Raw genomic sequence first — 19217 nt, forward strand, 5'->3', positions numbered from 1 at the left:
GCGCGGGGCTGTGACATTGTGCGGGTCCGCCGTGTGGGCGCGAGCAACCACGACCGACCCGCACCCGACCACCCACCACCGTCCCGTCCTCACCCCAGAACCCGAGAACCCCCCACCGCCAGATCCCACAGGTCCCCTCTCTCCAACCCCGCCCGCTCCCAAGCCACCTTCACCCGGGTCAAGGGCTCCAGCACCGGCTCCGCGGACAGCACGAACGTCCCCCAGTGCATCGGCGCCATCCGGCGGGCCCCCAGGTCAACGGCGGCCCGAACGGCCTCCTCCGGGTCACAGTGGACGTCGCTCAGCCACCACCGGGGGCCGTACGCGCCGATGGGAAGCAGGGCCAGGTCTATCCCCGGGTACCGCTGCCCGATGGCCGCGAACCAGTGCCCGTACCCCGTGTCCCCCGCGAAGTACACCCGCTGTCCTTCGGGTGCCGTCAGCATCCAGCCGCCCCACAACGTGCGACAGGTGTCGGTGAGGCCGCGCTTGGACCAGTGGTGCGCGGGGACGAAGTCGAAGCGCACACCGTCGAGTTCGACCGCCTCCCACCAGTCCAGCTCGGTGACACGGGTGAACCGGCGGCGCCGGAACCAGCGCCCGAGCCCGGCCGGCACGAACACCGGTGTGGCGCGCGGGAGCCGGCGCAGGGTCGGCGCGTCCAGGTGGTCGTAATGGTTGTGGCTGATGACGACCGCGTCGACGCGCGGCAGCGCGCTCCAGGCCACGCCGACCGGTGTGATCCGGGCGGGGGTGCCGAGGATCCTGCGGGACCAGACCGGATCGGTGAGGACGGTGAGCCCGCCCGCCCGGATCACCCAACTCGCGTGCCCCGCCCAGGAGACGGCGACGGTACGTATGTCCCCCTTCGGCAGTGGCCCAGGCTCGAAGGGCAGCAGCGGGATGTCGGTGAGCCCCTCGGGTCCCGGCCGCAGCGCTCCCTCGCGCGCGAACCGTGCGAAGGCCCGCAGTCCCGGCAGCGGTGCGGTCAGCCGGTCGGCGAACGACCGGGGCCACGCACGCCTCTCGCCGAGCGGACGGGGCTCGGCGAGAGGGCGAAGGGGAACGGCGGCCGAGGAACGCCCCACCACCGGGGCCGTGGAGGACGCCGGCTCATCGGCTTCCTGTGTGCTCGTGGACGAACTGGCGCCGGTGCTCGTGGACGTGCTGGTGCTGGTGGCCGTACTCGTGCTCGTGGTCGACTGGGACTGCTGCGTCATCGAGGAGGCTCCCATCGCTGAGCGTCGTCACGGAGATCGTCGAAGGCCGACCCCAACAGGGTCAACGCGCGTTGCACCTGTGGCAGTTCCAACGGCGAGGGTGACACGAGGCATTCCGCCCGCTCCCGGTCGGTGGTGCCGAGCAGCGGGCCCGTGCCCAACCGCACCCGCAGCGCCCCGAGGTCGTCCCCGAAGCGGTGGCCGCCCGGCGCGGGCATACCGAGCCGGGTGGTGAGGAAGTCCTCCAGTTCCTGTGCGTCGCCGACCCCGAGCGCGGTCAGCGCGGACCGCAACGGGCCCAGATCCGCGTACAGATGCCGCCCGGCCTGCGGCGGCCGCGCGAGGGCCCCGGAGCCGACCACCGCGCGGTGCGCGGCGAGCGCCACGCGCGCGTGCAGGCGTACGGCGGCCGTCAGGCGCTCGGTGACCGCGTCCGGCTCGCCCAGCGCGTACGCGGCCGCCGCGGCGACCGGTTCGGCGACCCGGGCGCCGAGCACGGTGAGCACGTCGAGGACGCGGGCGCGCAGCAGGAGTCCCTCGTCGGTGTCCGGGAAGCGGGCGACGGCGGCCGGCCAGCCCTGCGGCAGGAAGGCCCCGGCGAGGTCCGTGACGACGGTGACCTCGCCGGGGAGCATCTCGGCGGGGCTGAACAGCACGGTGTCGTGCGGCCGGTGCAGGGTGTCGCGCCAGGTCTCGTCGCTGACCACGTGCAGTCCCTCGCCCACCGCGGCCTCCACGGTCTCGTGCACCACCTCGGGCGGTGCGACGGTCGCGGTGGGGTCGTCGGCGACGGAGAGCACGAGCAGACGCGGCTCGCCGCCCTCGGCACGGACCCGGCGGACGGTCTCCAGGAGGGCGTAAGGATCCGGCAGGCCGCCGCACTCCGCGGGCGTCGCCACATGGAACACGGACCGGCCCAGCAGGCGGACCTGCGGCGCCCACCAGGCGGCGCACGGGCGCGGCACCAGGACGTCACCGCCGAGCGCGCCGGTCAGCGCGAGGAGCAGCGCCGGGGCGCCGGGGGCGGCGACGACCCGGTCGCGGTCGGCGGCCAGGCCCCGCCGGGTCCAGTAGCCGCAGGCGGCGTCGAGGAGCGCGGGGCCACCGCCGGAGGGCTCGGCGTGGGCGTGGCCCGCCGCGTCGGCGAGCACGGCGCGCAGTTCCGGCAGCACCGGCAGGCCCTGGTCGGGAAGCGGCGGGCCGTAGCGGACCGGGCCGTGCCCTTCCGGAAGCATCCGCCGCATCCGTGCCTCCGCGCAGTCCGTGGTGCCGTGCCCTGTCGTTACCCACGCTCCCGCCCCGCCATGGCCGGTCCGGTCGCGCCCGTCACCACGTCAGCGGTGGGTGAAGGAGCCCCGGTGACGCAGCCGGTGGGCGGCCGCGCCCAGCGCGCCCGCGATCAGGACGCCTCCGGCGATCAGCGCCGGGACGGACTGGGTGAAGGCACCGCCCTCACCACCGTGCACGCCGTGCTGGACACCGACGGGGGGCTCATCGGTGTCATGGTCGGCACCGGCGTCGGTGTCACGGCCGGTTCCCGTGTCATGACCGGTACCGGTGTCGTGACCGCTGTCCTTGTCACGGCCGGTACTCGGGTCATGGCTACTGCCGGTGTCATGACCGGTCCCTGTGTCGGAACCGGTGCCGGCGTCATAACCGGTGCCGGCGTCATAACCGGTCCCCGTGTCACGACCGCTGCCGGTGTCACGACCAGTACCCGTGTCAGCACCGGTACCGGTGTCACGACCGGCACCGCCGTCATAACCGGTCCCCGTGTCAGAACCGGCGCCCGTGTCACGACCAGCCCCAGTCCCAGCTCCAGCTCCAGTGCCAGCCCCAGCTCCGGCTCCGGCTCCGGTGCCAGCCCCAGTGCCGGTGCCTGCCCCAGTGCCAGGAATACCGCTGCCCGTGTCACGACCGGCGCCGGTGCCGGTGCTAGTGCTAGGGCCGGTGTCGGTGTCGCGGGACACGGTGTACGAGGCGTTCCACGCTCGCTCCCGGCCCCCCTGGGCGACGGGACACACACCGTCGACGCCCCACTCGGATGCGCGGCCCCCGGCTTCGGAGCCGCCGACGGGCTGCCCACCGCTTGCGCCGGTCGCTCCGCCTCCGGAGCCGAAGGTCCCGCCGGACGGGATCCGGGCCGTACCGCGGTAGGAGGGGGCGCGCCCCGTCTTCTCCCCGGTGCCGGTGACGCGGCGCAGCTGGACCTTGCCCCCCTCGAAGCCCTGTGAGCGGGCGTCGAGGGACTCGGGCGGGGATCCGCCGGTCGCGTCACAGGTGACGGAGACGGTGACGAGACCACCGGGTTCGACGGAGCGCGGCTCGACTTCCGCGCCCGGATCCGCGGACGCGGCCGAGGCGACCGCCCCCAGGGCGGCACAGGCCAGGGCGGTGGCGGACAGGGCACGGACGGTACGGCGCATGGGGCGGGCTCCTTCGACAAGGCACTGTCTGAAGGGGGCACGGCCGTCGCGCCCCCGATCCCATCACAGCCCGCCCGGCCGCCGGGCGCGCGCGGCCGGACACCATTCGCGCGACACGGGCGCCCGGGCGGGTGACACCGTGAGCGTCCCGGCCGGCCGGTTCGACTCAGTTCGACAGGGAGACCAGCTCCCCCTCCAGGCCGCGTCCGCGCTTGTCCACCACGGTGGAGGCGACGTCGGACAGCTTGCGCCGGGTCCCCTGCGAGATGCGGCGCAGAACGTCGAAGGCCGCGTCCGCGTCGCAGCCCAGTACGGGCATGACGATCCCGCAGGCCTGGTCGACGACGGGCCGGGGGCGCGGCGCCGAGCTGGTCGAGCTCGGCGAGCGCGGCCCGGCCCTGGCGATGAGCGCGCCGTGACGGGGCACCCTCGGTACCCCTCCCGGGCGGCCCGCGCCTACGCCGCGTCCCGCAGTACCTGATCGCGCAGTACCTGGTCGCGCAGCCGATGGCAGCACCGGCTGATGAGCCGCGAGACATGCATCTGGGAGATGCCGAGCTCGTCGGCGATACGGCTCTGCGTCATGTCACCGAAGAACCGCATGTAGAGGATGGTGCGCTCCCGCTCGGGCAGCGCCCGCAACCGTGGCTTGACGGCCTCGCGGTCGATGACGATGTCGAGGGCCGGGTCGGCCGAGCCGAGGGTGTCACTGAGCGAGTAGCCGTCGTCGCTGCCCGGGACCTCGGCGTCGAGGGAGAGCGCGGTGAAGCTCTCCAGGGCCTCCAGGCCGGCCTTGACGTCCTCCTCGCTCATCCGGGCGTGCTCGGCGATCTCGGCGACGGTGGGCCTGCGGCCCGACACGGTCTGCGACAGTTCCTGGCCGGCGGTCCGCACCCGGTTGCGCAGGTCCTGGACGCGGCGCGGCACGTGCAGGGTCCACATGTGGTCACGGAAGTGCCGTTTGATCTCCCCGGTCACGGTCGGCACGGCATAGCTCTCGAAGGCGTGGCCGAGCTCGGGGTCGTACCGGTCGACGGCCTTGACCAGGCCGAGCGCCGCGACCTGGCGCAGATCCTCCAGGTTCTCGCCGCGGTTGCGGAACCGGCCCGCGAGCCGGTCCGCCATCGGGAGCCAGGCCTCGACGATCTCCTCGCGGAGCATGGCGCGCGGCCGGCCGGGAGGGAGCGAGGCGAGCCTGCGGAACGCCTCCGTGGTGTCGGGAGCATCGTTGTGCGGGTGGCGCTTCGCGCTCACTTGGTTTCGCATGGTGCGTCGCAACTCCCTTGAAGGTGCCTTGGGTTGGACGGTCACCGTGGGAGCGCACGGGTGCGCCGAACGGGCACACCCGTGGCGAGGAATTCCCGCTCCCACGGACGTGCCTCCTGTCCGAAGCACTGGAACTGCGTCTGCCCCGCCGCATGCGGGACAAACGCCCGCGGGCCCCTCCCCCGGTCCGTCCGTCCGGCCTACCGGCCTACCGGCCTACCGGCCTACCGGCCGACCGGCCTGCACGGCGACGTGTCGACTCCGGGTGCACGGGTACGCGATCACTGCCCCGAACATCTGGAGAGAGTCATGCAGCGAGGCAGCGCTCGGCTGAGCGTCCACCGGGACGAAGAGATGAAACACGAGCTGCGGGGTCTGCTCAGGTCCGGGCACCCCACGCGGACCGAGGAGTGGCACGACCCCGAGCCGACGGCCGACGACGACCCGGAGCTCGTGCGCGGACCCGTGTCACCGAACCGCGCGCCCTCGTCCGTGGAGACGGTGCGCCTGGAACTGGCTCGGTTCCTGAGCCGTACCGCGTTCCCCGCGGGTCCCCGCGAGCTGGCCGGCGTCCTGCGCGACAAACACGTGCCCGACCCCCTGATCGCCTCCGTGGAGCGGCTGCCGCACAAGGCGCGCTACACCACGGTGCACGAGCTGGCCGAGTCGGTCGTACGCGGCACGCCGTGAGGTCGTACGTGTCGACGGACACGGGAGGTCGTACGGGTCGACGGGGGCCGTGAGCGGGCATGGACAGGCCCCCGGAGGAGAGGAGAGGAAGGAATCATGCGCATCGCGTTCCTGACGGCGCCCGAGGGCGTCGAGCAGATCGAACTCACCGATCCCTGGCAGGCGGTGAGGGACGCGGGTGGCGAGCCCGTCCTCGTGTCCACGAAGCCCGGCCGGGTCCAGGCCTTCGACCATCTCGACAGGGCGGACACGTTCCCCGTCGACGAGGTCGTCGCCGATGTGTCGGCCGACTCCTTCGACGGGCTCGTCCTGCCGGGCGGCGTCGCCAACCCGGACGTACTGCGCCTCGACGGGCGCGCCGTGTCGTTCGTCCGCGACTTCTTCGAGCGCGGCCGACCGGTCGCCGCGATCTGTCACGCCCCGTGGATGCTCGTCGAGGCGGGCGTGGTCCGGGACCGCGTCCTCACGTCCTGGCCGAGTCTGCGCACCGACATCCGCAACGCGGGCGGCACCTGGGTCGACGAGCGGGTGCACGTCTGCGAGCAGGGGCGCAGCACGCTGGTCACCAGCCGCAAGCCGGCCGATCTCAAGGCGTTCGACACGGCGCTGCTGGAGGCGTTCGCCCGGCAGAGCGCCTGACGCGCCGGCGGCTCGCCCCCTCCTCGGGCGCGGCCTCCCGCAGTGGCGAGGGCACGCCCGACGGGGGCGGGCCGCAACGTGTGCGCGGGTCCGGCGAGTTGGTCCCGCCGACCGCGTCCGGGTCCGGGTCCGGCCGAGGTGTCGACCGGCCGAGGTGTCGACGTCGGGCCCGCACGTCACCTCACCCACCTCACCGGCGTACGCACCGAACGGCCCGCAGCCGTACCAACTGCCCGTCCCAGGTGGCCCGGTCGATCTTCACGGCCAGGGGCGCCTCGACGTGAGCGGCGGCGCCCGGTTCATCCCTCCGGATCCGTTGATCCGTCATTCCGCCGCGAGGCCCCGCTCCCGGGCTCCCTCACGTGTCCGGCCCGCCGCGACCCGACGGCGTGGATGACGGCGCAGGTACTCGCCCTCCAGCTGCGCCATGCGCATGTTGTGGGTCCGCAGGGCGTCGTTCGAACCGTGGAGCAGCGTGTCGTGGCGGGTGCGGTGGATCGTCTCCAGCTCTTTCATCAGCTGCTGGTCGTCCAGCCGGTCCGGGTCGACTCCGGTCATGGTGGTACCCCGCTCGTCGTGGCCTGCGGCGCGGTCCGGGTGCCCGCCGGGCGGGCGCTGCCCTGTGCGACGCCCGGGCGGCGGCGGGGAGGGGGCCATGGATCTCGCCGTCCTCCCTCCACTTTACGAACATCCGGGCTCCCGGTCCTCCGGGAAGCCCCGGAAAGACCGGACTCCCGGTCGCCCCTCGTCCACCGGACAGGCCCTAGCGGGCCCGCTCCACGCGCCGCTCGTCCCAGACCGGCTCCGCCGTCTCGCGGATCCGGCCGTCGGAGCCGAAGACCAGATAGCGGTCGAAGGAGCGGGCGAACCAGCGGTCGTGGGTGACCGCGAGGACCGTCCCCTCGTACGCCTCCAGACCCTCCTGAAGGGCCTCCGCCGACTCCAGGTCGAGGTTGTCGGTCGGCTCGTCCAGCAGCAGGGCCGTGGATCCCTCCAGCTCCAGCAGCAGGATCTGGAAGCGTGCCTGCTGGCCGCCGGAGAGCTTCTCGAAGCGCTGCTCGGCCTGGGCCGTCAGCTCATAGCGGCGCAGTCGGGACATGGCGGCGCCACGGTCCTGGGAGTGCTCGGTCCACAGGATGTCGAGGAGCGCGCGGCCCTGCAGCTCCGGATGGGCGTGCGTCTGGGCGAAGTGTCCGGGCACGACGCGCGCGCCGAGCTTCCACTCGCCCGTGTGCGCGACGGTGTCGCCGGCGAGCAGGCGCAGGAAGTGCGACTTGCCGGAGCCGTTGGAGCCGAGCACGGCGACCCGCTCGCCGTAGAAGACCTCCAGGTCGAAGGGGTTCATCAGCCCGGTGAGCTCAAGTCCCTTGCAGGTGATGGCCCGTACGCCCGTGCGCCCGCCGTGCAGGCGCATCTTGATGTCCTGCTCGCGCGGCGGCTCCGGAGGCGGGCCGGCCTCCTCGAACTTCCGCAGCCGGGTCTGCGCCGCCTGGTAGCGGGACGCCAACTCATGGCTGATGGAAGCCGCCTGCCGCAGGTTCAGCACGAGCTTCTTCAACTGCGCGTGCTTCTCGTCCCAGCGCCGGCGCAGCTCCTCGAACCGGGCGAACCGCTCCCGCCGCGCCTCGTGGTATGTCGCGAAGCCGGCGCCGTGCACCCAGGCGTCGGCGCCGGTGGGGCTGGGTTCGACGCTGACGATCTTCTCCGCGGCGCGGGACAGCAGCTCCCGGTCGTGCGACACGAAGAGAACGGTCTTGCGGGTCTCCTTGAGCCGCTCCTCCAACCAGCGCTTCCCCGGTACGTCGAGATAGTTGTCCGGCTCGTCGAGGAGCAGCACCTCGTCGGTGCCGCGCAGCAGCGCCTCCAGCACGAGCCGCTTCTGTTCGCCGCCGGAGAGGGTCCGCACCAGCCGCCACTGCGCCTTCTCGTACGGGACGCCGAGCGCGGCCGTGGTGCACATGTCCCAGAGCGTCTCGGACTCGTATCCGCGGACCTCGGCCCAGTCGGAGAGCGCCTGCGCGTAGCCGAGCTGGGCGGCTTCGTCGTCGACGGTCATCATCGCGTGCTCGGCGGCGTCCACCGCCCTGGCGGCCTCCCGTATGCGGGGCGACGCCACGGAGACGAGCAGCTCCCGTACGGTCGTGTCGTCCCGCACGGATCCCACGAACTGGCGCATCACGCCCAGGCCGCCCCCCACGGTGACGGTCCCCCCGTGCGGCTTCAGCTCCCCCGAGATCAGCCGCAGCAAGGTGGTCTTGCCCGCGCCGTTGGGTCCCACGAGCGCGACGACGGCCCCTTCCCCCACCCGAAACGACACATCGCCGAGCAGCGCCCTCCCGTCGGGGAGGTAGTACTCAAGATGTGCGGCTTCGAGATGTCCCATGGGGAGGCATTCTCCGGGGCTCCGGGCGCACGAGCAAACCCATATCCTCGTCCTCGATCGCCGGACGGGCCGAAAGATGCGCGCCGGCGCCCTTGAGGGGCGCGGGGAACTGCGCGCCCAGCCCCCACCCACGCGCACCCGACACACCCCCCCCAGGTGGAATGCCCGTCGGCCGGGTACGCGCACCGCATGACCGCCACCCCAGACGTCGACCTGACCGCCCGGCCCCCCGGCCACCACGCACTCCGCAACCGTCTCCTGGCCGTGGACGCCCGCCTCTTCGAAGCGGTCGCCGCCCGGCACTGGCCGGGCGGCGACCGCTTCCTGCCGAAACTGAGCCGCAGCGCGAACCACGGCCTGCTGTGGTTCGCCACGGCGGCCACCCTCACGGCGAGCCGCACCCCCGGCGCACGCCGAGCCGCGGCAAGGGGCCTGGCCTCACTCACCCTCGCCTCCGCCACGATCAACACCGTGGGCAAGCGCACGGTGCGCCGCCCCCGCCCTGCCCTCGATCCGGTTCCCCTGGCCCGCCGGCTGAAGCGCCACCCCATCACCACCTCGTTCCCTTCGGGCCACTCCGCCTCGGCCGCCGCGTTCGCCACGGCCGTGGCGCTGGAGTCGCGCGGCTGGGGCACCGCGGTGGTGCCGCTCGCCGCCGCGGTGGCCCTGTCCCGCGTCTACACCGGCGCCCACTTCCCGAGCGACGTCCTGGCGGGCGCGGCGCTGGGCACGGCGGCCGCGTACGCCGTACGCGGTCTGCTGTCCCGGAACGCCGACCCGGGACTGTCCACAATTCAAGACGAGGGTCTCATCATGCGACATGCGAGCGTACGGTGACACCCGACGAGAAGACGAATGAGCGAACAGGGGAACGGCCATGTCGAAGTCGCAGGAGACCGCCGTCTACACGCACGGCCACCACGAGTCCGTACTGCGCTCGCACACCTGGCGCACCGCCGCCAACTCGGCGGCCTACCTGCTCGACTCGCTGAAGCCCCACATGAAGATCCTGGACATCGGCTGCGGCCCCGGCACCATCACCGCCGACCTCGCGGAACTGGTCCCCGACGGGCACGTCACCGCCGTCGACCACGCGCCCGAGATCCTGGACCAGGCCCGGGCCGTGGCCGTCGAACGCGGCCTGGGCAATGTCGAGTTCGGGGTCGCGGACGTACACGCGCTGGAGTTCCCGGACAACACCTTCTGCGTCGTCCACGCCCATCAGGTGCTGCAGCACGTGGGCGACCCGGTGCAGGCGCTGCGCGAGATGTACCGGGTCACCAGGCCGGGCGGCTTCATCGCCGCCCGCGACGGGGACTACTCGGCGATGACCTGGTATCCCGAGGTGCCGGGCATGGCCGAATGGCAGGACCTGTATGTGCGTGTCGCCCGCGCCAACGGCGGTGAGCCCGCCGCCGGCCGCCGTCTCAAGGCGTGGGCACTGGCGGCCGGCATCAAGGACATCACGGCGACGTCGAGCACATGGACCTTCTCCACCGAGGGCGAACGGGAGTGGTGGGGCGGCCTGTGGGCCGACCGCACGCTGGCCTCGGCGTACGCGGACCGCGCCACGGAGGGCGGCCACGCGACCACGGCCCAGCTGGAAGCCGTGTCGGCGGCGTGGCGGGAGTGGGGACGGCGGGAGGACGGCTGGTTCTCCGTCCTGCACGGAGAAATTCTCTGCCGAAAGGAAGCCTGATCCGCCCGCTTCGGGACACCCGGACAGCAGGAGGTACACATCATGGTTCCGATTCTGCTGGTACTGCTTCTGGCGCTGATTCTCTTCGGTGCGGGATTCGCGGTGAAGCTGCTCTGGTGGGTGGCGCTGGTCGTTATTGTCCTGTGGCTCCTGGGATTCCTGGTACGCGGAACGAGCGGCGCGGGAACCAGGGGCCGCTGGTACCGCTGGTAAAGCCATTCCCGTAATCACTTTCACTGCACGCCCATTGCGCGGAGGGAGAACTCCGCGCAATAGGCGTGCGCCGAATCATGTCCGAGCATGCGCCGATTCCATTTCTGAGAATGAATCAGCTTCCGAGAATGAATCAGCGTACGGTCGCCGTCTCCACCAGAAGTCGTGCCGCCGCCGCGATCGACTCGGCGTCGATGCCCGCGGCGTGCAACTGCTCGGCGGGGGTCGCCGAGCCCGGCATCGTACGGACGGCCAGGCGGACCAGACGCGGCACGGGGCGGCCGTCGGTGAAGGCGTCGAGAACCGCGTCGCCGATGCCGCCCTCCGCGCGGTGGTCCTCGACGGTCAGGAGGCAGCCGGTCTGTTCGGCGGCCTCGCGCAGGGTGCGGTGGTCGACGGGCTTGACCGAGTAGAGGTCGATGACCCGGACCCGGATGCCCTCACGGTCGAGCGACTCGGCCGCGGCCAGCGCCTCGTGCACGGTGACGCCCGCGGCGACGAGCGTCAGCCGGTCCTCGTCACTCGCGCGCAGCACCTTGCTGCCGCCGACCGGGAACTCCTCGGTGGGGCTGTAGATCACCGGGGTGGCCCCGCGCGAGGTACGCAGATAGCGGATGCCCTCGCGGTCCGCCATCGCGGCGACGAGTTTGGCCGTCTGGTTGGCGTCGCACGGGTACAGCACGGTCGTGCCGTACAGCGCCCTGAACATCGCGAGATCCTCCAGGGCCATCTGCGAGGGACCGTCCTGGCCGATCGAGACGCCCGCGTGCGAGCCGACGAGGTTGATGCCGGAGCCGCTGATCGCGGCCATCCGCACGAAGTCGTGGGCCCGCGTGAGGAACGCCGCGAACGTGGAGGCGTACGGCACCCAGTCGCGCGCGGCCATGCCGACCGCGGTCGCGACCAGTTGCTGCTCGGCGATGTAGCACTCGAAGAAGCGGTCGGGGTGTTCCTTGGCGAAGAACTCGACGCGGGTCGAGTCGCTCACCTCGCCGTCCAGGGCGACGATGTCACCGCGGGCGGTGCCGAGCGCGGCGAGCGCCTGCCCGTAGGCGTCGCGGGTGGCGGCCTTGTCCCCGGTGTCGTACCGGGGCAGTTCGAGGTGGCCGGAGCGGAGGGCGTGCGACACCCTGGCCAGGGGCGGTTGTCGGACCTCCACGTGCAGGTTGCGCACCCCGCCGAGCTCGGCGATGGCCTCCTCGGCGTCCGGCAGCGGTTTGCCGTGCAGGCCCTCGCGGTCCTGGACGGACTCGACACCCTTGCCCTTGAGGGTGCGGGCGATGATCACGGTCGGCTGTCCGGCGACGGATTCGGCCTCGGCGTACGCGCGGTCGATGGCGTCGACGTCGTGTCCGTCGACCTCCACGGTGTGCCAGCCGAAGGCCTGGAACCGGCGCGCGTAGGCGTCCAGGTCGTGCCCGTGCCGGGTCGGCCCGCGCTGGCCCAGCCGGTTGACGTCGATGATCGCGACGAGGTTGTCGAAGTGCTCGTATCCGGCGTGCTCGGCGCCCTCCCAGACCGATCCCTCGGCGAGTTCGCTGTCGCCGCACAGCACCCACACCCGGTATCCGGTACGGTCCAGCCGCTTCCCGGCCAGCGCGATGCCGACCCCCACGGGCAGCCCCTGACCGAGCGAGCCGGTGGCCGTCTCGACCCACGGCAGCCGCCGGGGCGTCGGGTGCCCTTCCAGCCGGCTGTCGAGCTTGCGGAAGGTGAGCAGCTCGGCCTCGCTGATCGCCCCCGCCGCCCTGTACGCGGCGTACAGGAGGGGTGACGCATGGCCCTTGGAGAGGACGAAACGGTCGTTGCCGGGATGCTGCGGGCGCTCGAAGTCGTACCGCAGGTGTTTGGCCAGCAGGACCGCCATCAGATCGGCGGCGGACATCGAGGACGTGGGGTGCCCGGAGCCTGCGGCAGCGGCCGCGCGCACGCTGTCGACACGCAACTGCTGGGCGATCTCGACGAGTTGACGGGTTTGCGGGGTATTCATGCCGATCCTTCCGGACAGCCGAGCAGATGAGGATGCCGATACGGAAAGTAGCCATCCGGGCACCCGGCGGTATCGCTCGTACGAGCTTGTGCCCTCGTACGGGCTTTCCGCGTCCCCCGGGCCGGGGCGCCCAAACCCGGAGCGCCGGACGAACCCCGCGCCCCCCGGGGATTCGCCGCCCGTCGTGAACGATCCGTCCGAAAAGATCTCGTCCTCGGGCGGCCCCAACTAGGCTCGTCGCATGGAGATTCTGGGAGCCACGTTGCGTATCTGCGTCGACGACCTGGAGGCTTCGGTCCCCTTCTACGAGAGACTGGCGGGCGGGCAGGCCCTGCGGTTCGAGCGCGGCGGCGTGTCGGTCGCCGCGGTGGGATGTTTCCTGCTGATGAGTGGACCCGAGGCCGAACTGGAAGTCCTGCGGAAGGTCGCCGCGACCATCGCCGTCAAGGACGTCGAGGAGGCCCATCGGGTGCTCAGCTCATTGGGGGCACGGATTCTGGCGGGGCCGGTGGGTACGCCGGCGGGGCGCAATCTGATCGCCATGCATCCGGACGGGGTGGTGTACGAGTACGTCGACCGCGGTACCGCACACTAGCCCGACACGACCGCCCCACCCTCTTCAGCCCGTCCGGCGTCTGAGGACGAGGCCGATCGGGGTGTGGTCAGGTCACCGGCGGTCGCATACGGAAGTCGTAGCGGTGCGGAAGTGGCTCGTCCGTCAGGCGGGACCACAGGTCACCGATCACCTCCGCCCCCTCCCGCAGGTCGGCCACCTCGAAGCCCTCGTCGAAGACGGCCCGCGCCCCGCCCCGATCCCCCTCCGCAAGCAGCAACTCCACCTCGATCAACCGGAACCGCCCCCGAGAACGCGTGACGGGCCGCAACCGCTCCCACACCGCCCGCGCACCCGCGGTACGCCGTACCGCGAGCAGCGCCCCCACGGCCTCCCGCCCGAGCGCGGCCATGGCCGCGGTCCAGGCCGCACCGTCGTCACGCCGCTCCTGACACAGATCGTCGAAGGCCTCGGCGTACCGGTCGGCGGCCCGCTCCCGGTTGCCGGCCTCCTGGTCCGCGACAGCCAGACAACGCAGCAACGGCCACAGCGACGGGGCGAGTCCGAGCGCCCGCTCCCAGCTGCGCACGGCCTGAGCCAGGTCTCCGGCGTGCCACTGGGCCACACCGAGGTGGTACTCGGTGAGCGGCTTGGCGGGCGCCGTCTCCAGCATGTCCCGCCAGTGCGGGGCGACCAGCGTCTCACCGGGCGGCCCGACCCGCCGGGCCTCGGGAAAGGCACCGGTCCGCAGCAACTCCACCCACGGCGCCTGTGCCTCCCCGAGCGTGGACTCGTCGAACGGCGTCCCCGGCAACTTGTAGGAGGCGCGCAGCACTTCGAGCGCACCCCAGCCGGACCCGACGGCCAGTACCTCACCGGGCTCGGCATCGGCCTGCGGCAGCCACGCCGCGTACGCCGCGTCGACCTCGCCCCTCGGCAGGACGCCCGCCAGCCGGCCTTCCACCTCCGCCCGCGCCGCCGCCCAGTCCGCCCCGCGTACCGCCCCCGCGTCCGTCGCCAGCGGCCCGTAGGCCTCCAGCCACGACACCTCGCTCTCCGCCTCCAGCCGCACATGCTCCAGCTGGGTGCGGGCGAGCCCGGCCTGGATCTCGCAGTAGCCGCCGGTGCCGGGCTCGGTGAGCCACTCCTGCCAGCGCCGTCCGCCCGGACCGGAACCCCAGACGAACAGCTTGCGGCCGCGCAGCACGTCGGTGGACGTCTGCACGAGCCCGTCGCCCGCCTCGTCGAGCGCGGCGATCCAGCGGCGCCGCCGGTCGGGCACCTCGTAGAAGTAGTCGGCGGGGAAGACACCGCGCGACGGATACGTACGGTCCACCCCCTCGCACTCCGGTACCGGCACCCGGCGCAGCCGCCGCTCGTACCCGAAGTGCCAGGCCTCGTCCGCGGGGGCCAGCACCCGGCGTTCCTCGGGGACGGCGATGTTGGACCACCAGTACACGGGCGCGGGCCTCTCGTGCGGGTTGCGGACGCGGACGCCGACGTAGAGGAAGTCGGAGCCGTCCGGCAGCCACAGGTCGACCTGGAAGGGCAGGTCGCGCAGCCGTTCCCACTCCCACAGGCGGAGCATCTCGCCGCCGTCGGGAGCGGGGACCCGGGCCGCGTGGACGGGGGCGCAGGACAGGGTGGTGTGGCCCGTCGCGCCGATGTTCCACTCGATGCCGCCGGAGAACCAGGCTCCGTTGAGCGCGAAGCAGGCGGGCTGCATCACCGGGTTGCGGTAGAGGAGTTCGCGCTGGGACGGCTTGTGGAACAGCGAGACCACGCGGCCGCCGTAGCCCGGCAGCACCACCGCCCGCAGGCGGTCGTTCTCCAGCACGATCGTGTCGATCCCGCCTGGCTCGCGCCGTCTGTCGTATCCGTCCCGGATGCGCTCGGGCAGGATGCCGCGCAGCGGTTCGTAGCCGATCTGCCGCGCCATGTCGCGGGGCAGATCCGCACGAGCGCGGTCGTCGATACGGTGCGTCTCGTCGAGCGGCCGCAGCGGCGGCAGCGGGTTGTCCGGGCCCAACTCCGCCACCGGCAGCGTCAGTACGTCACGTCGGATCGTCGTCACGACGACCATGGAACAGCCACATCGACCACCTGACCAGGGTCTCCGCCCATCAGGATCCAGTCAGGATTGCGCAAAGGCGGCCAGGACGGTGTCGGTGGGCGGCGCGACCGGAAGCGCGGCCCGCCCCGAGAGGGCTCAGCGGGCGGAGAGCATCTCCGAGGTGATCGCCCACCGCTCGTGGTCGCGCCATGCCCCGTCGATGTGGATGAAGTCCGGCGAGAACCCCTCCAGCCGGAAACCGCACCGCCGGGCGAGCGCGATCGAGGCCGTGTTCCCGGGCTGGGCGTTGATCTCCAGCCGGTGCAGCCGCATCGCGCCGAAGGCGTGGCGGACCACGAGGTCGAGCCCCTCGGCCATGAGCCCGCGCCCCGCGGCGTGCGCGAAGGCGCCGTACCCGAGTGCCCCGCTCAGGAAGCCGCCCTCGACGATGTTGTTGATGTTGATGAATCCCGCGATGGCTCCGCCGTCCCGCTCGCAGACCAGGAACCCGGCCTTCGTACGGTCCTCGATGAGCCGCCCGGCGTACGCGGCGTAGGCGTCGGCGCTGCGGGGCGGGAACAGCCAGGGCTGGTGCAGCGCCTTGCTCTCCCGGGCCCGTGCGATGAACTCGGCACCGTCCTCGTAGGTGAAGTGCCGTATGCCCACGCGGGGGCCCTCTGCGAGGTGGGCGGGGGCGTTCTCAGGCATTCGGACACAGTACGCGTTCCTCACCGCCGCCGCTTCATGGCGTAGGCCCCGCACAGCGCGCCGATCACCCCGGTGGCCAGCAGAGCCATCCACAAGGGCGTGGTCACCTCGGGGATCAGCAGCCGGATCTTCGTGCTCCTCGTGTTCTCGAAGACGAAGACCAGCCCGAGGACGGCCAGCACCGCGACGGTGACCCTGGCGGGCGTCACCAACTCACCCCGGCTCCCGCCACCACCGCTCTTACCGGCGCCGCTCTTACCACCGCTCGCGCCGGAGCTGCCGGAGCGTTCGGAGCTCTTCGGACTCATGCCACCAGCCTGGATCGCGCGTCGGCGCCCCGCGCGCCGGGCGGTTCCTCCGGGTGACCCGGCCCCCGCCGACAGACCCAAGGGCCTGTCCGGCGGATCATGCCCTAGGCGAGCGCGGGCTCGTCCAGCGTCAAGGTCCCCGCGTCCGCGTCGAGCCCGGCCCGCACCCCGAAGGGAATCGTCAGCGCACCCTCACCGTGGCCGAACCCGAACTCCTCGACGATCGGCACCCCGAGCCCGCCGAGCCGGTCGGTGAGCAGCGCCCGCACCTGCTCGTAGGGCGCGCACCTCGCCCAGGAGCCGAGCAGGATCCCGGCGACCCCGTCCAGCCAGCCGGCCCGCAGGAGCTGGGTGAGCACACGGTCCAGGCGGTATGTCTCCTCGCCCACGTCCTCCAGGCAGAGCAGGCCTCCGCGTGCGGAGCGCCGGGCGTGCGCGGTGCCCAGCTCCGTGGCGAGCATGGTCAGGCACCCGCCGAGCAGGACTCCCGCGGCGCGCCCCGGCACGAGGGGGGCCGCGCCGCCGGACGCGATCACCCGTACCGTCTCCGGTTCGAAGAGCGTCGCCCGGAGGTGCTCCTGTGCCCGCGCGTTCTTGATGAAGTCGACGGCCGCGACCATCGGCCCGTGCAGCGTCACCAGGCCGGCGCGGTTCGCGAACGCCTCGTGCAGCGCCGTGATGTCGCTGAAGCCGAGGAACACCTTGGGCCCGGCGGCCCGGAGCGCGTCCCAGTCGAGGAGGTCGACGATGCGCTGGGCGCCGTAGCCGCCGCGGGCGCACAGCACCGCGGCCACGTCCGGGTCGCACCAGGCGGCCTGGAGGTCGGCGGCCCGGTCGGCGTCGGTGCCCGCGAGGTAGGGGACATCGGGGTGCCGGTCCAGGACGTGCGGGGCCACGACGGGGTCGAGGTCCCAGCCGCGCAGCATGTCGAGGCCGGCTGCCAGTCGCTCCTCGGCCACGGGGCCGCTGGGCGCGACGACGGCGACGCGGGCCCCGGGGGCGAGACGGGCGGGACGGGTCAGGGGCTGCACGGTACGGACTCCACGGTCGGTCGTGGTCGGTGGGCGGTCGGACCCGGTCGTCGCCGCGACGGGCCTCACCTGCGCAGTTCCAAGGTGGGGATGCCGGGCGGATTCAGGCCGAAGACCTGGGCGTACAGCGAGAGCTCGGACTCCAGGACCCGCACCATGGTGTCGGCCCGGCGGAATCCGTGCCCCTCGCCCTCGAAGGCGATGTAGGCGTGCGGCACCCGGCGCCCGGTCAGCCGGGCGAGGAACCGCTCGCACTGCGCGGGCGGACAGATGACGTCGTCCAGGCCCTGGAGGAGCAGGAACGGTGCGGTGATGCGGTCGGCGCGCTCGGCGGGCGACCGTTCCGCATACCGGCCCGGCACCTCGGCGAGCGGTCCGATCAGCGTCTCCAGGTACTGCGACTCGAAATCGTGGGTCTCCCCCGAACCCCAGCCGGTGAGGTCGAGGATCGGGTAGAGAATCGTACCGCAGGCATAGACGTCGGTGCTGGTCAGGGACGCGGCGGTGGTCCAGCCGCCCGCGCTGCCGCCGCGGATGGCGAGCCGTCGCCGGTCGGCGGTGCCCTCCGCCGCGAGGGCGAGCGCGACGGCCGCGCAGTCCTCGACGTCGACGACGCCCCACTGCTCGCGCAGCCGGTTGCGGTACTCCCGCCCGTGCCCCGCCGATCCGCCGTAGTTGACCTCGACGACGCCGAGGCCGCGCGAGGTGAAGTAGGCGATCTCCAGGTCGAGGACGAGGGGCGCCCGGCCGGTGGGTCCGCCGTGCGCCCACACGACGTAGGGCGGCAGCTCGTCGCCGGGTGAGCCGTGGTCGGGGTGGTGCGGCGGGTAGATGTGCGCGTGGATCTCGCGTCCGGCGGGGCCGGTGAAGGTGCGGATCTGCGGCTCCGGGTAGTGCGCGGGGTCCACCGGGTCGGCATGGGCGGCGCCCACCACCCGGGCGCGGCCGGTGCGGGCGTCCAGTTCGACGACCTCGTAGGCGCTGCGGGGGCTGGCCGCGACGCCCACGATCCGGCTGCCGTGCACGGCGAGCGTGGGGCCGAACTCGGTCCAGGGGCCGGCCGCGTCGACGACCTCGCCGCTCTCCGGGTCCAGGACGCCGAGCGCGGTGGCGCCCCGCCCGTGCACGACGGCGACGAGCCCGTTCTCCAGCGGCGCGAACCAGCGGTACCCGATCTTCCACAGCGGCCCGCCGAACTCCTCCTCCCGGGGGCAGACGGGCGTCTGTTCCCCTAACCGGTACAGGTTCCACCAGCCGGTGCGGTCACTGGCGTAGAACAGGGTGCCGTCGGCGGCCCAGTCCGCCTGGGCGATCGATTCCTCCGGTCCGCCCGCGACCGGCCGCGGGGCGCGCAGGGTGCCGTCATCGGTGACGTCCGCGAGGATCAGTTCGGTGCCGTCCCACGGCATGCGCGGATGGTCCCAGGCGAGCCAGGCCGCCCGTCCGCCGTCCGGCGAGAGACGCGGTCCGGTGACGAAACGGTGGCTGGCGTCGGTGAGTTCACGCACCGCCTCCCGGTGCTGCGCCGCCGACCCGTCCAGCGGCACCGCGGCCAGGACCCGTCGTACGTCGGTGGGCCCGTCCCCGGTGAACTCCTCCAGCACGCACCACACTTCGCCCCGGCCGGAGTGCACCTGCGGGTCCACCCAGCGCAGCCCGCCGCCCACGGGGGACACGGGGGTCAAGGGGCGCGGCTCTCGCTCCGCGGCGCCGGGCTCGTACGCGTAGAGCCGCTGGTCGGCGAAGTTCACGAACACCACGAACGGCCCCTCGGGGCGCATCTCGCCGGCCCATGGCTGTCCGCCGTACTCGATGACCCTGCTGCGGACGTTCCACGGGGCCGGCAGTACCGACTCCTCCGTGCCGTCGGCCCGTCGCCGTACGAGCGTGCGCCGTCCGCCCTCCGCGGGCCGGGGTTCGGTCCACCACACCTCGTCGCCGACGAAGCCCACGAACTCGGGATGCCCGTCGTGCGCGGCGGCGAGTGCCGCGTCGATGGGTGAGGGCCACGATCCGTACGCCAAGGTCCGCATCCCCT

18 protein-coding genes and 1 pseudogene are annotated in these 19217 nt (G+C 72.7%); 6 read left to right on the forward strand and 13 right to left on the reverse strand.

Going from position 1 to position 19217, the window contains the following annotated elements; translation table 11 throughout:
* Positions 1 to 89 precede the first annotated feature (89 nt).
* From RV986_RS09950 to RV986_RS09970, 5 genes are all read right to left on the reverse strand, one after another.
* Positions 90 to 1220: an MBL fold metallo-hydrolase gene (locus RV986_RS09950; protein ID WP_475917048.1), complete on the reverse strand. Its 1131-nt coding sequence runs from the start codon at positions 1218 to 1220 to the stop codon at positions 90 to 92.
* Complete coding sequence (locus tag RV986_RS09955) at positions 1217 to 2464, reverse strand: aminotransferase class I/II-fold pyridoxal phosphate-dependent enzyme (protein ID WP_475917049.1); 1248 nt, start codon at positions 2462 to 2464, stop codon at positions 1217 to 1219. Before RV986_RS09955 ends, RV986_RS09950 begins: the two co-directional genes overlap by 4 nt.
* A 90-nt stretch (positions 2465 to 2554) precedes the next feature.
* Complete coding sequence (locus RV986_RS09960) at positions 2555 to 3646, reverse strand: hypothetical protein (RefSeq protein WP_475917050.1); 1092 nt, start codon at positions 3644 to 3646, stop codon at positions 2555 to 2557.
* A 166-nt stretch (positions 3647 to 3812) separates the two neighbouring features.
* Positions 3813 to 3965 carry an ANTAR domain-containing protein gene (locus tag RV986_RS09965; RefSeq protein WP_475917051.1) on the reverse strand — a complete coding sequence of 51 codons (153 nt, stop codon included), beginning with the start codon at positions 3963 to 3965 and terminating at the stop codon, positions 3813 to 3815.
* A gap of 137 nt (positions 3966 to 4102) precedes the next feature.
* A complete protein-coding gene (locus tag RV986_RS09970; protein WP_475917052.1) occupies positions 4103 to 4912 on the reverse strand; it encodes an RNA polymerase sigma factor SigF in 810 nt (269 codons plus the stop codon).
* Positions 4913 to 5221: 309 nt separating this feature from the next.
* On the opposite strand from RV986_RS09970, the gene RV986_RS09975 reads away from it, so the two are divergent.
* Positions 5222 to 5602 (forward strand): DUF2795 domain-containing protein, encoded by a 381-nt coding sequence (locus RV986_RS09975; RefSeq protein WP_475917053.1) that lies wholly within the window; start codon positions 5222 to 5224, stop codon positions 5600 to 5602.
* Between the two features lie 96 nt (positions 5603 to 5698).
* Positions 5699 to 6241: a type 1 glutamine amidotransferase domain-containing protein gene (locus tag RV986_RS09980; RefSeq protein ID WP_475917054.1), complete on the forward strand. Its 543-nt coding sequence runs from the start codon at positions 5699 to 5701 to the stop codon at positions 6239 to 6241.
* A gap of 324 nt (positions 6242 to 6565) precedes the next feature.
* On the opposite strand, the gene RV986_RS09985 is transcribed toward RV986_RS09980, so the two are convergent.
* Together RV986_RS09985 and RV986_RS09990 are read right to left on the reverse strand one after the other, a co-directional pair.
* A complete protein-coding gene (locus RV986_RS09985; RefSeq protein WP_475917055.1) occupies positions 6566 to 6799 on the reverse strand; it encodes a DUF6158 family protein in 234 nt (77 codons plus the stop codon).
* A 205-nt stretch (positions 6800 to 7004) separates the two neighbouring features.
* Entirely contained in the window at positions 7005 to 8624 is a 1620-nt protein-coding gene (locus RV986_RS09990; protein ID WP_475917056.1) for an ATP-binding cassette domain-containing protein, read from the reverse strand.
* A gap of 189 nt (positions 8625 to 8813) precedes the next feature.
* On the opposite strand from RV986_RS09990, the pseudogene RV986_RS09995 reads away from it, so the two are divergent.
* The 3 genes and pseudogenes from RV986_RS09995 to RV986_RS10005 all read left to right on the forward strand — a co-directional run.
* Positions 8814 to 9386: pseudogene (locus RV986_RS09995) on the forward strand (phosphatase PAP2 family protein); the annotation flags it as partial.
* A 115-nt stretch (positions 9387 to 9501) separates the two neighbouring features.
* Positions 9502 to 10323 (forward strand): class I SAM-dependent methyltransferase, encoded by an 822-nt coding sequence (locus tag RV986_RS10000; protein ID WP_475917057.1) that lies wholly within the window; start codon positions 9502 to 9504, stop codon positions 10321 to 10323.
* 42 nt (positions 10324 to 10365) lie between these two features.
* Complete coding sequence (locus RV986_RS10005; RefSeq protein ID WP_475917058.1) at positions 10366 to 10536, forward strand: hydrophobic protein; 171 nt, start codon at positions 10366 to 10368, stop codon at positions 10534 to 10536.
* Positions 10537 to 10669: 133 nt separating this feature from the next.
* On the opposite strand, the gene RV986_RS10010 is transcribed toward RV986_RS10005, so the two are convergent.
* Positions 10670 to 12526, reverse strand: coding sequence for a transketolase (locus RV986_RS10010; protein WP_475917059.1), 1857 nt, complete (start codon positions 12524 to 12526; stop codon positions 10670 to 10672).
* A gap of 241 nt (positions 12527 to 12767) precedes the next feature.
* Between RV986_RS10010 and RV986_RS10015 the strand changes: the two genes are divergently transcribed.
* The gene (locus RV986_RS10015) at positions 12768 to 13121 is read left to right on the forward strand and encodes a VOC family protein (protein ID WP_475917060.1); all 354 of its coding nucleotides are present in this window, start codon (positions 12768 to 12770) and stop codon (positions 13119 to 13121) included.
* A 67-nt stretch (positions 13122 to 13188) separates the two neighbouring features.
* Here RV986_RS10015 and RV986_RS10020 read toward each other — a convergent pair whose 3' ends face one another.
* From RV986_RS10020 to RV986_RS10040, 5 genes are all read right to left on the reverse strand, one after another.
* Positions 13189 to 15162 carry a DUF5107 domain-containing protein gene (locus RV986_RS10020; protein ID WP_475917061.1) on the reverse strand — a complete coding sequence of 658 codons (1974 nt, stop codon included), beginning with the start codon at positions 15160 to 15162 and terminating at the stop codon, positions 13189 to 13191.
* A gap of 126 nt (positions 15163 to 15288) precedes the next feature.
* Positions 15289 to 15840, reverse strand: coding sequence for a GNAT family N-acetyltransferase (locus RV986_RS10025; RefSeq protein ID WP_475917062.1), 552 nt, complete (start codon positions 15838 to 15840; stop codon positions 15289 to 15291).
* Positions 15841 to 15860: 20 nt separating this feature from the next.
* Positions 15861 to 16148 carry a LapA family protein gene (locus RV986_RS10030; protein WP_475917063.1) on the reverse strand — a complete coding sequence of 96 codons (288 nt, stop codon included), beginning with the start codon at positions 16146 to 16148 and terminating at the stop codon, positions 15861 to 15863.
* Positions 16149 to 16252: 104 nt separating this feature from the next.
* Positions 16253 to 17179, reverse strand: coding sequence for a S66 peptidase family protein (locus RV986_RS10035; RefSeq protein ID WP_475917064.1), 927 nt, complete (start codon positions 17177 to 17179; stop codon positions 16253 to 16255).
* A gap of 65 nt (positions 17180 to 17244) precedes the next feature.
* Positions 17245 to 19212: a prolyl oligopeptidase family serine peptidase gene (locus RV986_RS10040; RefSeq protein WP_475917065.1), complete on the reverse strand. Its 1968-nt coding sequence runs from the start codon at positions 19210 to 19212 to the stop codon at positions 17245 to 17247.
* Positions 19213 to 19217: the final 5 nt, after the last annotated feature.

The sequence above is a fragment of the Streptomyces sp. RLA012 genome (assembly GCF_056270325.1).